The 15,459-nt window shown below is 55.1% G+C and carries 14 protein-coding genes and 1 other annotated feature; of the genes, 7 read left to right on the plus strand and 7 right to left on the minus strand.

All coding sequences use genetic code 11. From position 1 onward, the window contains the following. Window positions 1–44 precede the first annotated feature (44 nt). The 5 genes from recR to ACOTZD_RS17095 all read right to left on the minus strand — a co-directional run bounded on the left by recR (window position 45) and on the right by ACOTZD_RS17095 (window position 4,133). Window positions 45–650: a recombination mediator RecR gene (gene recR, locus ACOTZD_RS17075; protein ID WP_006809843.1), complete on the minus strand. Its 606-nt coding sequence runs from the start codon at window positions 648–650 to the stop codon at window positions 45–47. Continuing rightward, the gene (locus tag ACOTZD_RS17080) at window positions 650–982 is read right to left on the minus strand and encodes a YbaB/EbfC family nucleoid-associated protein (protein ID WP_003858972.1); all 333 of its coding nucleotides are present in this window, start codon (window positions 980–982) and stop codon (window positions 650–652) included. Before ACOTZD_RS17080 ends, recR begins: the two co-directional genes overlap by 1 nt. Window positions 983–1,035: 53 nt before the next feature. After that, entirely contained in the window at window positions 1,036–2,964 is a 1,929-nt protein-coding gene (gene dnaX / locus ACOTZD_RS17085) for a DNA polymerase III subunit gamma/tau (RefSeq protein WP_045337213.1), read from the minus strand. Then, window positions 1,642–1,706 (minus strand) — a sequence feature (DnaX frameshifting element). (Overlaps the previous gene by 65 nt.) An 88-nt stretch (window positions 2,965–3,052) precedes the next feature. Continuing rightward, window positions 3,053–3,604 (minus strand): adenine phosphoribosyltransferase, encoded by a 552-nt coding sequence (gene apt, locus ACOTZD_RS17090; protein WP_000127359.1) that lies wholly within the window; start codon window positions 3,602–3,604, stop codon window positions 3,053–3,055. A gap of 151 nt (window positions 3,605–3,755) precedes the next feature. Further along, window positions 3,756–4,133, minus strand: a complete 378-nt coding sequence (locus ACOTZD_RS17095; RefSeq protein WP_022650503.1) for a DUF454 family protein — start codon at window positions 4,131–4,133, stop codon at window positions 3,756–3,758. 50 nt (window positions 4,134–4,183) lie between these two features. Between ACOTZD_RS17095 and priC the strand changes: the two genes are divergently transcribed. Both priC and rsmS read left to right on the plus strand, forming a co-directional pair. Continuing rightward, window positions 4,184–4,711, plus strand: coding sequence for a primosomal replication protein N'' (gene priC / locus ACOTZD_RS17100; RefSeq protein WP_022650502.1), 528 nt, complete (start codon window positions 4,184–4,186; stop codon window positions 4,709–4,711). A gap of 12 nt (window positions 4,712–4,723) precedes the next feature. After that, window positions 4,724–4,900: a pleiotropic regulatory protein RsmS gene (rsmS, locus tag ACOTZD_RS17105; protein WP_022650501.1), complete on the plus strand. Its 177-nt coding sequence runs from the start codon at window positions 4,724–4,726 to the stop codon at window positions 4,898–4,900. Between the two features lies 1 nt (window position 4,901). On the opposite strand, the gene mscK is transcribed toward rsmS, so the two are convergent. Both mscK and acrR read right to left on the minus strand, forming a co-directional pair. Continuing rightward, window positions 4,902–8,249, minus strand: coding sequence for a mechanosensitive channel MscK (gene mscK, locus ACOTZD_RS17110; RefSeq protein WP_023324246.1), 3,348 nt, complete (start codon window positions 8,247–8,249; stop codon window positions 4,902–4,904). Window positions 8,250–8,362: 113 nt separating this feature from the next. Next, window positions 8,363–9,016 carry a multidrug efflux transporter transcriptional repressor AcrR gene (acrR, locus tag ACOTZD_RS17115; RefSeq protein ID WP_045337214.1) on the minus strand — a complete coding sequence of 218 codons (654 nt, stop codon included), beginning with the start codon at window positions 9,014–9,016 and terminating at the stop codon, window positions 8,363–8,365. Window positions 9,017–9,157: 141 nt separating this feature from the next. Between acrR and acrA the strand changes: the two genes are divergently transcribed. The 5 genes from acrA to maa all read left to right on the plus strand — a co-directional run bounded on the left by acrA (window position 9,158) and on the right by maa (window position 15,411). After that, on the plus strand, window positions 9,158–10,351 hold the full coding sequence (acrA, locus tag ACOTZD_RS17120) for a multidrug efflux RND transporter periplasmic adaptor subunit AcrA (protein ID WP_022650498.1): 1,194 nt from the start codon (window positions 9,158–9,160) through the stop codon (window positions 10,349–10,351). A gap of 22 nt (window positions 10,352–10,373) precedes the next feature. Continuing rightward, complete coding sequence (acrB, locus tag ACOTZD_RS17125) at window positions 10,374–13,520, plus strand: multidrug efflux RND transporter permease subunit AcrB (RefSeq protein ID WP_022650497.1); 3,147 nt, start codon at window positions 10,374–10,376, stop codon at window positions 13,518–13,520. Window positions 13,521–14,030: 510 nt separating this feature from the next. Then, window positions 14,031–14,405 carry an Hha toxicity modulator TomB gene (tomB, locus tag ACOTZD_RS17130; protein WP_006809850.1) on the plus strand — a complete coding sequence of 125 codons (375 nt, stop codon included), beginning with the start codon at window positions 14,031–14,033 and terminating at the stop codon, window positions 14,403–14,405. Between the two features lie 27 nt (window positions 14,406–14,432). After that, window positions 14,433–14,651, plus strand: a complete 219-nt coding sequence (locus ACOTZD_RS17135) for an HHA domain-containing protein (protein ID WP_015571250.1) — start codon at window positions 14,433–14,435, stop codon at window positions 14,649–14,651. 208 nt (window positions 14,652–14,859) lie between these two features. Further along, window positions 14,860–15,411 (plus strand): maltose O-acetyltransferase, encoded by a 552-nt coding sequence (maa, locus tag ACOTZD_RS17140; protein ID WP_022650496.1) that lies wholly within the window; start codon window positions 14,860–14,862, stop codon window positions 15,409–15,411. The last annotated feature ends 48 nt before the right edge of the window (window positions 15,412–15,459 follow it).

The following is a 15,459-nucleotide window of genomic DNA, read 5'->3' on the forward strand; positions in this document are numbered from 1 at the left end:
GGGGAAATTTTCAAGCGGAGGCCGCGCGCGCAGCCTCCGTTTGGTCAGAAAATAATCTTGTGACGTCCGGCCAGCGAGTGCGACAGCGTGGTGCCGTCGACCATCTCCAGCTCACCGCCGACCGGCACGCCGTGGGCGATGCGGCTGGCGTCAACGCCGTACTGCGCGCACAGTTCGGCGATGTAGTTGGCGGTTGCCTCCCCTTCCACCGTGGGGTTGGTGGCGAGGATCACCTCTTTGATGGTTTCCGACTCCAGGCGCTGCTCCAGACGATCGAGACCGATATCGTCCGGGCCGATGCCGTCCAGCGGGGAGAGATGCCCCATCAGCACAAAATAGCGGCCGGAAAACTGCCCGGTTTGTTCGATGGCGTAGATGTCCGCCGGACTCTCCACCACGCAAATCTGACCGTTTTCCTGACGACGCGGGTTCGTGCAGATGTTGCATACGTCCTGCTCGGTAAAGGTACGGCAATCCGCACAGTGACCAATTTCTGACATGGCGCGGGTCAGAGCCTGCGCCAGGCGCATCCCGCCGCTGCGGTCGCGCTGCAATAGCGTAAACGCCATACGCTGCGCCGACTTCGGGCCAACGCCCGGCAGGCAGCGCAGTGCTTCCATTAACTGCGTGAGCAGCGGACTGGTTTGCATCAGAATGGCATCTTAAAGCCCGGCGGCAGTTGCATACCGCTGGAAACAGAGGCCATTTTCTCTTTCTGGGTTTCGTCGATACGGCGAGCGGCATCGTTAAACGCGGCTGCAACCAGATCTTCCAGCATCTCTTTGTCGTCTTCGAGCAGGCTCGGGTCGATTTCCACGCGACGGCAGTTATGCGCACCGTTGATGGTCACCTTGACCAGACCGGCACCGGATTCACCCGTGACTTCCAGCTGAGCGATCTCTTCCTGCATCTTCTGCATTTTTTCCTGCATCTGCTGAGCCTGCTTCATCAGGCCACCCAGACCGCCTTTTCCACCAAACATAGGCTTCTCTCTTCTTTCACGTTAAGGATTACAACCGTAAGTCAGACTCACGATCAAATGGGGCGAATACTCTCTTCATCCAGATCGGCGTCGAAGAACCGGCGCAGGGTCTGGATGTTGTTATCCGCAATTATCGCCTCGCGCGCCTGCGCGAGCTTCTCTTCATAAATGGCCTGACGCCACTCGAGCGGCGTTTTCACCGCCGGATTATCATCTTCAATGATAGTCAATTCAACCGGCACACCCTGTAATGCGGTAAGCGCCTCGGCCAGCGCCTTTTGCGCGCCTGGGGAGTTGAGGTGCCGCTGGCCAGGGCGCAGGTGCAGACGCACCTGATTGCCTTCCTGCTCTTTCCAGGCATTCAGCGCGACCTGCTCCACCAGCTTCGGCAGCTGAAGTTTGCTGACCTCAGCGGCCCAGGCGTCGCGCTCGATGGACTCTTCCGCGAGCTTCGCGGACAGCTCCGGCGTTTTTTCATGCTCCAGCGCCTTTTTCAGCGCTTTTGGCGTGGCGACCACTTCCTTGACCGTTTCAACAACGGTAGTCGCCTTCCAGCGGTATGCCTCTTCTTTCGCCGGGGCTTTTTGCTCGAGCGCGGACGGTGCCGGACGCGACTGCACGCGCTCCGTTACCGAGGCCAGTCGTTCAAGCGCGGCGTTGTTCACCGGCCGCGCTCTTGCAGGCGCTGCCGGTTCACTCTTTTTTGGTTTGGTTGCTCCCTGCGCACGTTGCAACTGGCTTCGTGCGGCAAGCACCGAACTGGTGGCATCCGACAGCGGCACGTTTTGCGGCGGCGGAGATGCCGGTTGCGGTGGCACCTGCTGCGGTGACATTACCGCGGTCGGCGCAACCGGCGCAAAGGACTGCCGGGGCGTTTCCGGCTCCGGCAATGGCTTGCGCGGATGGAAGGCCAGTGCGCGCAGCATCGTCATTTCAACGCCCATCCGGCGATCCGGTGCAAACGGCAGCTCTTTGCGGCCGATCAGCAGCGTCTGATAATAAAGCTGAACGTCAGCCGGCGGCACGGTGCGCGCAAGTTCACGCATCCGCTGCTCAATGGTCGCCATGTCCGCGCCAATGGCCGACGGAGACAGTTGCAGCATCGCCACGCGGTGCAGCAGGCTGAGCATCTCGACCAGCAGCGCTTCCCATTCAATGCCACGGGCGGCGGCATCGTTGACGAGCGTCATCACCCGCTCACCGTTGGCGGCGATCATCGCTTCAATAAGCGACAGCGCCTGATCGTCATCCAGCGTGCCGAGCATGGTGCTGACCGCGTCGGTGGAGAGTTTACCGTCACCGCTGGCAATCGCCTGGTCGGTCAGGCTTAGCGCATCGCGCAGGCTGCCGTCCGCCGCACGGGCCAGCAGTTGCAGCGCGCGCGGTTCATGAACAATGTTCTCTTCATCGAGGATATGCTCAAGCTGAGCGCGGATCTGCTCAACGTCGAGCGCCTTCAGATGGAATTGCAGGCAGCGTGAGAGGATCGTGACCGGCAGCTTTTGCGGATCGGTGGTCGCCAGCAGGAATTTGACATGCGCAGGCGGCTCTTCCAGCGTTTTCAGCAGGGCGTTGAAGCTGTGGCGCGACAGCATGTGCACTTCATCGATCAGATAGACCTTGAAGCGGCCGCGCGCCGGGGCGTACTGCACGTTGTCGAGCAGATCGCGGGTGTCTTCCACTTTGGTGCGCGAGGCGGCGTCGATCTCAATCAGATCGACAAAACGCCCCTGCTCGATCTCACGACAGTTGTCGCACACGCCGCACGGGGTGGCGGTGATCCCGGTTTCGCAGTTCAGACCTTTTGCCAGCAGACGGGCAATAGAGGTTTTACCGACGCCGCGGGTGCCGGAAAAAAGATAGGCGTGATGGATGCGACCTAGCGACAAGCCGTTCGCCAGGGCCGTCAGCACATGTTCCTGACCGACAACGTCGGCAAAGGTTTGTGGTCGCCATTTACGGGCTAACACCTGATAACTCATGGGCAGGCTCTGCAACGCTGGAAGGTGAATTAATGGAGGGGAATGCTATCACAACCTCACCCATTGAGCGAGGTTGTGAGAAACGGGATTAATGACCCGGGAAAGGCACCAGGCTGTAGCTGGTAATACCCTGTTTTTCCAGGCGCTGTTCGCCGCCCAGATCGAACAGATTGATGATGAAGGCCGCGTCGGTCACTTCACCACCCAGGCGACGAATCAGCTTCACGGTCGCTTCGATAGTGCCACCGGTTGCCAGCAGATCGTCCACCACCAGCACTTTGTCGCCAGGCTTAATGGCATCAACGTGGATTTCCAGCTGATCGGTGCCGTATTCCAGCTCATAGCTCTCCGCGATGGTTTCACGCGGCAGTTTGCGCGGCTTACGCACCGGCACAAAACCCACGCCCATCGCCAGCGCAACCGGTGCGCCAAACAGGAAGCCACGGGCTTCAGTACCTACTACTTTGGTGATCCCGGCGTTTTTATAACGCTCAACCAGCAGTTCAATGCTGAGGGCGTACGCTTTCGGGTCTTCCAGCAAGCTGGTGACATCGCGGAAAAGAATGCCAGGTTTTGGATAGTCCTGGATACTTTTGATGCTATTTTTCAGATATTCAAGCTGCTGTGCAGTTGCGGTCATCGGTTTGTGCCTAAATGAAACAGTGTTACTCACGGCGCGCGACGAGTCGGTCAAAGTAACAGTTGTTTAACCTTTGACCAGGCGCACCTGTGCTCGAAAACGGTCGAATTTACTGGCTGTGCGCCATAATTGCAACCGCCATGATGAGGCTTCAGTGCTTTTGTTGCTTTTCATCAACCACGGGGATCCGCCACATAAAGATCAGCAGGCAGGCCAGGATCGCCAGCAGCAGAATGCGCACCCACATCATTTTCACCAGCCATAACGAGACGGCGAAGGTGATCAGGATGAAGGCAATGGCGCGCGGCTTGGCCCCGGGCGGCATAGCCCGGTGTTTTTGCCAGTGCCGCAGGTAGCCGCCGAACCACGAGCGGTACAGAAGCCAGTGGTGAAAACGCGGCGACGAGCGGGCGAAGCACCAGGCGGCCAACAGGATAAACGGGGTGGTCGGCAGCAAGGGCAAAACCACACCCAGCGTACCCAGCACTACCGCGAGCCAGCCAATGATGATTAAAATAGTACGCTGCATAATGCGAATCGTTATCAAACTGAACGGCTACTTTACCACTGGAGAGCGCCTTGAAAACAGCACTGCTTCTTGAGAGGCTGCAAAATCAGCTGATCGCGCTGCGGGCGCAGGCCACACCGCTGATGGGCCACGCCACGCTGAAACCGCGCTTTGACCGGCAGCTCTTCCGCACCCGCAGCACCGTCATTCAGGATTACCTTGCTGAAGCGCAGACCAACCTCGACGAGCTTCGCCACGCGGTTGAGAGTGAACAGCAGGAACAGGTCGCGTGGCTTGCGGAGCATCTTACCGAGCAGATCACCGCCCTGCACCGGGAAATCGCCGCCTGGCCGCTACGGGCGTGGGACAGCGCCTCGCCGGGACTGGGAAAATGGCAGCGCAAGCGGCTGGAGAACCAGGAGTTTGAGCGCCGTCTGTTTGAGATGAAGCGTGAGCGCGAAGCCCGCCTGAACACCAGCGAAACGCTGGAAGAGCAGCAGTTATTAATGCGTGAAATCAGCGCGCTGGAAGGCCGCATCGTTCGCTGCCGTCAGGCGCTGGATGAGATTGAACGCGTCATTGAACGCCTGACCCGTTAACAGGAGCCGCGGATGTCACTGGAAAATGCCCCCGATGAGGTCAAACTGGCCGTCGATTTAATTATGCTGCTGGAGAATCATGCGATCCCGGCTGAGACGGTGCTGAAAGCGCTGGAGATTGTGCGGCGGGATTTTGAGGGGAAACTTCCCCCTCACCCTGCCCTCTCCCCAGAGGGGAGAGGGAAATAATTCAGGCGGGAGTAGGGTCGTCCCCCTTAATCTCGCGCTTCACTTCCGTATGCTCGTCACCTTTCTCGTTACGCAGGTGCACTTCAAGCTGGTTGAAGGCGATATTAATGTTGTTTTCACGACACAGACGGTCAATGGTGCGGTTCAGCTCATCGACGGTGTAGCTGCGATCGCGCAGTTCACGTACGTACAGGCGCAGCTCATGATCCAGCGTGCTTGGCCCGAAGGTGGTGAAGAACACGTCAGGCGCAGGATCGTGCATCACTTTAGGATGTGATTTCGCGGCTTCCAGCAGGACCTCTTTCACTTTATCCAGATCTGAACCGTAGGCCACCCCGAGTCGGATCACCACGCGGGTGGTGGTATCCGAGAGCGACCAGTTGATCAGGCGCTCGGTCACAAAGGCTTTGTTCGGGATGATCACCTCTTTACGATCGAAGTCGGTAATGGTGGTCGCACGGATGCGGATCTTGCTGACGGTCCCGGAGAAGGTGCCGATGGTGACGGTATCGCCGATACGCACCGGACGTTCGAACAGGATAATCAGGCCAGAGACAAAGTTACCGAAGATCTCCTGCAAGCCGAAGCCGAGACCCACCGACAACGCTGCCGCCAGCCACTGGAGTTTATCCCACGAGACGCCCAGCGAACCGAATACCGTCATCGCCCCGACAATAATAATGACGTAGTTCAGGATGGTAGTAATGGCGTACGACGCCCCCTGACGCAGGTTCAGTCTTGAGAGAACCAGCACTTCCAGCAGACCCGGCAGGTTGCGGATCAACGCCCAGGCAACCACTGACGACACCAGCGCAAAGAGCAGGCTGCCCATGGTGACGCTTTTCATTACCGCAGCGCCCGCTTCGGTACCGTTGTATTGCCAGAGCGTGATACTGTCGAGGTAGGCGAAGACGGTAATTAAATCAGACCAGATGGCCCAGAACATCACCGCAAACAGGGCGATCATCACCAGCATGGTAATACGCATCGTTTGCTGGTTGACCTGCTCCAGGGCGATAGTCGGCTCTTCCTGCGGCTCTGCCCCTTCAGCCCCCTCTTTCACCTGATGCTGCCGACGGGCAACAGCACGACGATACGCAATGCGGCGCGCCGCTACGCTCAAACCACGCAGCACGGTCTGGAACAGCAGGTTCCACAAAATCACCAGATAAACCGTTTCGATCCAGCGGCCTGACAGACGCAGCGTGGTATAGAAGTAACCCGTCGCCGTCAGCACCATCAGCGCCAGCGGAATGATCGCCAGCACCGTTACGGTAACCAGACGAAGATTATGGGACTCTTTATCCCGCCAGCTGTCGCGGCACATCGGCCACATAAGGACGGCAATCAGCAGCAGGTTCAGCATAATCACCAGTTGCCCCAGTACGTCATCCATCAGATGCAGCGGCGAAAGCTCGGCCACAACTGACCAGAAGTGCAGCGGCAGCAGCGCGAGGCTGATGCGTACAATCTGGCGACGCCAGTGGCTGGTGAGTTTTTCCGGCATGTTGAAGTGGCGGACGGCGACGCCATCTTTTTCCAGCACTTTCCAGCACAGGCCAAACACCAGCCAGAACAGCGCCAGCTTCTTGCTGAACGCCCACAGCAGATCGCTGATATTCAACTGCATGGTCAGCAGGATCAGGCCCACGGCGAGTATCAACAGGCAGACCGGCAGAGCACGGATCAGATCGATCAGGATCGCTTTCGGGGTGTGCAGCTGGCTGTCGTTACGCAGTTGCCCCACTTCCGAGGCCAGCTTCGCCTGGTACTGTTTCAGCCATTTCAAACGCCAGCGTATTACGCCAGCGATGAGCAACAAAGGCAGTCCCGCCAGGAAGGCAATCATTACCGCAGGCCAGGCTTTCTCCCAGTTCACGGTAATTTTCATGCTTTTTATCTGGGATTTCAGCGTTTCCGGGAAAGATTTAAACCAGTCCCAGTCCATGGGTTTATTGCTGTTCACCCAGAAAATCTGCTGGGTCAGGATCTCCTGGAGGCTTTTAGAAACGCTCACCAGCTGCTGCTGGTTGATTTGCAGGTTAATCGCCATCATCAACTGGTTGCCCAGCTGCTTGTTGAGCTGATCGAGCAGTTCGCGGCGCATGTCCACCACCTGCAACAGCGCGTCGTGAACTTCAGCGTTCACTTCACCTGAATGGCCCTCTTCCACTTTGGCAACGAAGGTATCGCTCTGGAATAGCGCATCGCGCTGCTGGTTGACGTCAAACTGTTCAAGACGCAAATCCGCAATGCGATTGGTCATGTCTTCCAGCTCGTCGGCGGACGGCAGCGTCTGCTGTTGCTGGTAGAGAATGCGCGACAGCAGCAGGCTGCCCTTCAGGACGGCAATCTGCTCCTTGACATTACGCTCGGCCTGCAACGCGCGATCCAGCCAGTTTTTGACCTTGATATTCTGCTGTACCAGCGCGCTGCCGTTTTCAGTCGCCTGGATCAGACGTTCGCTCAGCTGGTGGTTAATCTCCAGCTCCTGCTTCACCAGCGGGTTGGCCTGAATACGTGCCGTCTCGTCTGGCGAGACCGCTTCCTGGGCCGTTTTTTCAGTCAGGGTCAGGCGCTTGCTGTTTACCGCTTCCTGCAACAGCTGAAGCTGATGCTCAAGCCGGTTGATATTCGCGGTCACGTAGTCACGCTGTTTTTGCAGCGCATCCTGTAGCACCGTGTTGCCTTCCAGGCTCTTACGCTGCTGTTCAATCTCCGCGTTTAGCAGCGTCTGCTGGATATTCAGCAGCGTTTGCTGGGTGGGGCGAAGCGCCCCTTCCCCAACGGTGACGCCATTCAGACGGTTACGTATCTGCTGTAGCTGTTGCGATGCGGAGTACATGGCGTTCTGCACGCGCTCAGGCTGGGTTTGCAGCGAAACCAGCTGGCTGTTATAGGTTGAGAGATCGGACTGCGCCGTTTGCAGATCGTCAAGCAGCTGCGCCACGCGCGACTCAAGCTGGCGCAACGACAGCGTGGCAAGCGTTTTTCGGGTTTCATCGTCGTTGTCGACGTCGCTGAGCGCATTCAGCGCCTCCGTAGCCTTACGCATGTTTTCCGGCGCCTGAGCGACCTTCTGCCTCAGCTGGGCCGTTTCGGCTTTGATGCGCTCTATCTTGTCCAGCGTTTCCAGGGTTTCCGTCAGGTCCTGCTGAACAAGTTTTTCCAGGGCGGACAGATCTTTCTGCTTATTCAGGGTGTCGAGTTGCGCCTGAACATCAGCACGCGTGGGAATGTCACTGCCGTTGTCTGCACGGGCCCAGGAAAGCGGCGCGGCTGCAAAGTAAAACAGCAGGATCAAAAACAGGGCCAGAACAGGATGTTGCGAGCGATTGGTGTGCAGCATAGTTGTGAATGTGATGTGAGAAATGACCGGAAATAGTCGGGCATGAAGGATATCACGCCCGGCTGAAGCAGAATAGTACGACGGAAAGGGTCTACGATTTTTCCCGTACCCGATCAGGCAGAACGGGGGTGATGCTTACTTTGAAGGGTCGGACAGAGCTGGCACATCTCAAGAAAAATGTCGACATAGCTGCGCGCCTCTGATCTGAGATCGAACGACTCCGGAGCAAAAAGCCAGTTTTCCATCAGGCCGGAAATATAGCTGCGCATCAGGATCGCCGCCCGGCGGGTGAGTAAGGTGGCAGGAAGCATTTTGGCCTGCATGCACTCCGTGAGGACCTGTTCGATGCGATCGTAGCTTTCCAGACACAGGTCGCGTTGCGCCTGCTGAACCACCGCCATTTCGCCAACGAACTCACATTTATGGAAGATGATTTCCATCATCAGACGGCGGCGCTCTTCAACAACTGTCGCTTCAAGGATATATACTAGAATTTCTCTTAACACAGAGAGTGGATCGTGAGGGAATTTTGCCCGATACTCACTCTCAAGATCGCTAATGCTGGACTCTGAAAGCTCCCAGATTTCACCAAACAGATCGGACTTGTCTTTGAAATGCCAGTAAATCGCTCCCCGCGTGACGCCCGCGGCCTGAGCAATCTGTGCCAGCGAGGTTGCCGAAACACCCTGCTGTGAGAACAAACGCATTGCCACATCCAGAATGTGTTGTCGGGTTTCCAGCGCTTGTTGTTTGGTTTTTCGTGCCATACGTTGATGAATTTACAGGAGTCAGATTTACATACATTTATGAATGTATGTACCATAGCATGACGATAATATAAACGCAGCAATGGGTTTTTAGACTCAGGACCCTTGATCAATTTGAAATCGGACACTCGAGGTTTACATATGAACAAAAACAGAGGGTTAACGCCTCTGGCGGTCGTTCTGATGCTCTCAGGCAGCTTAGCGCTTACAGGATGTGACGACAAAGAGGCTCAACAAGGAGCTCAGCAGGTGCCAGAAGTTGGCGTCGTGACGCTCAAATCCGAACCTCTCCAGATGACAACAGAACTACCGGGCCGCACCAGCGCCTATCGCATTGCGGAAGTGCGTCCGCAGGTAAGCGGTATCATCCTGAAACGTAACTTCACCGAAGGCGGTGATGTCAAGGCAGGTGAGTCTCTGTATCAGATTGATCCAGCAACCTACCAGGCGTCTTATGAGAGCGCTAAAGGCGATCTGGCGAAAGCAGAAGCGGCAGCCAAAATTTCGCAGCTGACGTTGAATCGTTACAAGAAGCTGCTCGGCACGCAGTACATCAGCCAACAGGATTATGATTCAGCCCTGGCCGATGCGCAGCAAGCCAACGCGGCCGTTGTGGCGGCGAAAGCGGCGGTAGAAACCGCGCGTATTAACCTGGCCTACACCAAAGTGACCTCCCCTATCAGCGGTCGCATTGGTAAATCTGCCGTCACCGAAGGTGCACTGGTGCAAAACGGTCAGACCAACGCACTGGCCACCGTGCAGCAGCTTGACCCGATCTATGTTGACGTTACCCAGTCCAGCAACGATTTCCTGCGTCTCAAACAGGAGCTGGCAAGCGGTCAACTGAAACAGGAAAACGGTAAAGCCAAGGTTGAACTGGTTACCAACGACGGTATCGAGTTCTCGCAGACCGGTACACTGGAATTTTCTGATGTGACCGTCGATCAGACCACCGGCTCAATCACCATCCGGGCCATTTTCCCGAATCCGGATAAAACCCTGCTGCCGGGTATGTTCGTACGCGCCCGTCTTGAGGAAGGGACTAACCCAAGCGCCATTCTGGTTCCTCAGCAGGGTGTGACCCGTACGCCACGCGGCGATGCGAGCGCGCTGGTTGTGGGTGCCGATAACAAAGTCGAAATGCGCAATATCACTGCAACGCAGGCGATTGGCGATAAGTGGCTGGTGACGGAAGGTCTGAAAGATGGCGATCGCGTGATTATTACTGGTTTGCAAAAAGTTCGTCCTGGCGCGCAGGTCAAAGCGCAGGAAGTGAAATCTGACGACAAACAACAAGCGTCGGCCGCTGGCCAGTCAGAACAAACCAAGTCTTAACTTAAACAGGAGCCGTTAAGACATGCCTAATTTCTTTATCGATCGCCCCATATTTGCGTGGGTGATCGCCATTATCATCATGCTGGCCGGGGGACTTGCGATCCTGAAGCTGCCTGTTGCGCAATATCCAACGATTGCGCCACCGGCAGTAACGATCTCCGCAACCTACCCGGGCGCTGATGCGAAAACGGTGCAGGATACCGTTACGCAGGTTATCGAACAGAACATGAACGGTATCGATAACCTGATGTACATGTCCTCAAACAGTGACTCAACCGGTACGGTTCAGATCACCCTGACCTTTGAATCCGGTACGGATGCGGACATTGCGCAGGTTCAGGTGCAGAACAAATTGCAGCTGGCGATGCCTCTGCTGCCGCAGGAAGTACAACAGCAGGGCGTGAGCGTCGAGAAATCGTCCAGTAGCTTCCTGATGGTTGTCGGCGTGATCAACACCAACGGCACCATGACGCAGGAGGATATTTCCGACTACGTGGGCGCCAACATGAAGGACGCCATCAGCCGTACGTCAGGTGTGGGTGACGTTCAGCTGTTTGGTTCCCAGTACGCCATGCGTATCTGGATGGATCCGAATAAACTGAACAACTTCCAGCTGACGCCGGTTGACGTGATTAACGCCATCAAAGCGCAGAACGCCCAGGTGGCAGCCGGTCAGTTAGGCGGTACGCCGCCGGTCAAGGGCCAGCAGCTTAACGCCTCGATCATCGCGCAAACCCGTCTGACCTCCGCGGATGAGTTCAGCAAAATTCTGCTGAAAGTGAATCAGGACGGTTCGCAGGTTCGCCTGCGTGACGTAGCGAAAGTGGAGCTGGGCGGCGAGAACTACGACGTTATCGCGAAGTTCAACGGCAAGCCGGCATCTGGTCTGGGTATCAAACTGGCGACCGGCGCTAACGCCCTGGACACCGCGACGGCTATTCGTGCAGAGCTGAAGAAGATGGAACCGTTCTTCCCGTCAGGTCTGAAAATCGTTTATCCGTATGACACTACGCCGTTCGTAAAAATTTCGATTCACGAAGTGGTAAAAACCCTGGTTGAGGCGATCATCCTCGTCTTCCTAGTAATGTACCTGTTCCTGCAAAACTTCCGCGCGACGCTGATCCCAACCATCGCCGTACCGGTTGTATTGCTTGGGACCTTCGCGGTTCTGGCGATATTTGGCTACTCGATAAACACCCTGACGATGTTCGGGATGGTGCTCGCCATCGGCCTGCTGGTGGATGACGCCATCGTGGTGGTCGAAAACGTCGAGCGTGTGATGGCGGAAGAAGGCCTGCCGCCGAAGGAAGCAACCCGTAAATCTATGGGCCAGATCCAGGGCGCGCTGGTCGGTATCGCGATGGTACTGTCCGCGGTATTTATCCCGATGGCCTTCTTTGGCGGCTCTACCGGTGCGATTTACCGTCAGTTCTCCATCACCATCGTTTCGGCGATGGCGCTGTCGGTACTGGTTGCGCTGATCCTGACGCCAGCCCTGTGCGCGACGATGCTGAAGCCGATTCAGAAAGGCGGACACGGCGAGCATAAAGGGTTCTTCGGCTGGTTCAACCGCATGTTTGATAAGAGCACGCACCACTACACCGACAGCGTGGGTAACATCCTGCGAAGCACCGGTCGTTACCTGCTGCTCTATATCATCATCGTGGTGGGGATGGCATTCCTGTTCGTTCGTCTGCCAAGCTCGTTCCTGCCAGATGAAGACCAGGGCGTGTTCCTGAGTATGGCGCAGCTTCCGGCCGGTGCGACGCAAGAGCGTACGCAGAAAGTGCTGGATGAGATGACCGACTACTTCCTGACCAAAGAGAAAGACAACGTCGAATCCGTGTTTGCGGTTAACGGCTTTGGCTTCGCGGGTCGTGGTCAGAACACCGGTATCGCCTTCGTTTCTCTGAAAGACTGGTCTGAACGTCCAGGTGCAGAGAACAAGGTAGAAGCCATTACCGGCCGCGCGATGGGCACCTTCTCACAGATTAAAGATGCGATGGTCTTCGCCTTTAACCTGCCAGCGATTGTTGAACTGGGTACGGCGACCGGCTTCGACTTCCAGCTGATTGACCAGGGCGGTCTGGGCCACGAAAAACTGACGCAGGCGCGTAACCAGCTGTTTGGCGAGGTGGCAAAACACCCTGACCTGCTGGTGGGCGTACGTCCTAACGGTCTGGAAGATACGCCGCAGTACAAGATCGATATCGACCAGGAAAAAGCGCAGGCGCTGGGTGTTTCCATCAGCGACATTAATACCACGCTGGGTGCCGCCTGGGGCGGCAGCTACGTCAACGACTTCATCGACCGTGGTCGCGTGAAGAAAGTGTACGTCATGTCCGAAGCGCAGTACCGCATGCTGCCGAACGATATCAACAACTGGTACGTTCGCGGTAGCGATGGCCAGATGGTGCCGTTCTCCGCCTTCTCAACCTCGCGCTGGGAATACGGTTCGCCGCGTCTGGAACGCTATAACGGTCTGCCATCGATGGAAATCCTCGGTCAGGCAGCGCCAGGCCGAAGCACCGGTGAAGCCATGAACCTGATGGAAGAACTGGCCAGCAAACTACCTGCGGGTATCGGCTACGACTGGACCGGCATGTCCTATCAGGAACGTCTGTCCGGTAACCAGGCCCCTGCCCTGTACGCCATTTCACTGATTGTGGTGTTCCTGTGTCTGGCGGCATTGTATGAGAGCTGGTCGATTCCGTTCTCCGTTATGCTGGTGGTTCCGCTGGGGGTTATCGGTGCACTGCTTGCCGCAACCTTCCGTGGGCTGACCAACGACGTTTACTTCCAGGTGGGCCTGCTGACAACCATTGGCTTGTCGGCGAAGAACGCGATACTCATCGTCGAATTCGCCAAAGATCTGATGGAGAAAGAAGGAAAAGGCCTGATTGAAGCCACGCTGGAAGCCGTTCGTATGCGTTTGCGTCCAATCCTTATGACGTCCCTGGCGTTTATCCTCGGCGTTATGCCGCTGGTTATCAGCTCCGGCGCGGGCTCCGGCGCACAGAACGCGGTAGGTACGGGTGTAATGGGTGGTATGGTCACGGCGACCGTTCTCGCCATCTTCTTCGTACCGGTGTTCTTTGTGGTGGTTCGTCGCCGCTTCAGCCGCAAAAATGAAGATGTTGAGCACAATCATTCGGTAGAACATCACTGATACCGGTTTCACATGATAAAAAGGCCGCATTTGCGGCCTTTTTCATTTTCAGAAAAAATCATAAAATAGACCTATTGCTTTTCTATTTATTTTCTTCTTTTTAAATGAGGCCTGGCATAATAGGCCGATAACTTACACCAGGAACTCAGCCTTCTTTTATTATCATTTTGCGGCGTAAATTATTCGGACTATTCCTAAGTAACGGAAATTATCTGAAGATATCTGGTTTCGGGCTTCACATGAAACTTTGCGCTAACTCAATGAATTTTAAGGAACCGATAAAAAACGGTTTTTTATTTGATTAACGTGGTTGCTGCAAAAGGTACATTTGCGTAAAGGCTCGCACAGTAACGATTTAATTGTAATTTTTCGTAATAGCGCGGTGAAATCTTGATCAGAGTGGCTTATAGTTAGAGTTATCAGGAACACAGCTCCCATGTGGCTAAGCAAGTTGTATCCATCCCGACATGATGTTCGGTGAGTAAAAAATCACTCAGAAGGGGATGCGCTATGGACGAGTACTCGCCAAAAAGGCATGATATCGCGCAGTTGAAATTTCTCTGCGAATCCTTGTACCATGACTGCCTTGCCAATCTTGAAGAAAGTAACCATGGCTGGGTGAACGATCCAACGTCTGCTATCAATTTACAGCTTAACGAGCTGATCGAGCATATCGCCACCTTCGCACTTAATTATAAAATTAAGTACAATGAAGATAATAAGTTGATAGAGCAAATTGATGAATACCTGGACGACACCTTTATGTTGTTCAGCAGCTACGGCATTAACGCACAGGATTTGCAGAAATGGCGTAAATCAGGAAACCGTCTATTTCGCTGCTTCACTAATGTCAGCAGAGCTAATCCGGTTAGTCTTTCCTGTTAAAATTATTACAATTACTAAGGTGAATTTATGTCTGATAAACCATTAACAAAAGTCGATTATTTGATGCGCCTGCGACGCTGCCAGTCAATTGACACCCTCGAACGTGTTATTGAAAAAAATAAATACGAGCTCTCTGATAATGAACTGGCGGTATTTTATTCAGCTGCCGACCATCGTCTGGCTGAACTAACCATGAATAAACTGTATGACAAGATCCCCTCTTCGGTATGGAAATTTGTTCGTTAATCGTTGAAGAGAGACTGTAAAGGCATTACGCCCGTTGTTAAGCTGAATTTACCTTTCGAATTACGCTTCAAGTGCAAACGCCAGGTTCCCGTATAAAACGTATTTATGCGCATAAATGTTGTGACTCCCGTCACAGCCGCTTTTAGGGAACGTTCCCTTTCTGGTTAATCCTCTTTACGCTGCGTAAAACGATTCCAGAGAGGTTCCCATGAGTGAAGAAAAACAGAAGATGATTGCAGGTGAATATTACCGCCCTGGCGATGACACGCTGAGGGCTGACCGTTTACGCGCGCGTCATCTTGTTCACCGCTATAACCATACCGCACCCGATGAGAAGGCCGAACGTCGCGCCTTATTAGCTGACCTGCTGGGCCAAAGCGAAGGCGCCTATATAGAACCGAGCTTCCGCTGCGACTACGGGTATAACATCTATCTGGGCAAAAATTTTTATGCCAACTTTGACTGCGTCATGCTGGATGTCTGCCCTGTCCGCATTGGCGATAACTGTATGCTTGCGCCGGGGGTGCACATTTATACGGCCACGCATCCTTTGGATGCGACCGAACGTAACAGCGGGCTGGAGTACGGTAAACCGGTCACCATTGGTGATAACGTCTGGATCGGCGGACGTGCGATCATTAACCCGGGCGTAACCATTGGCGATAATGCGGTTATCGCTTCCGGCGCGGTAGTGACCAAAGACGTGCCGGCCAATGCTGTCGTGGGCGGCAATCCGGCGAAAATCATTAAAATGCTCTAAGCGCATTCTGAGTAACTGTTATGCTTTTTCCTGGCATAACTGTTACTT

The sequence above is a fragment of the Enterobacter cloacae complex sp. SHL022 genome, assembly GCF_049237785.1.
Taxonomy (GTDB): domain Bacteria; phylum Pseudomonadota; class Gammaproteobacteria; order Enterobacterales; family Enterobacteriaceae; genus Enterobacter; species Enterobacter hormaechei_C.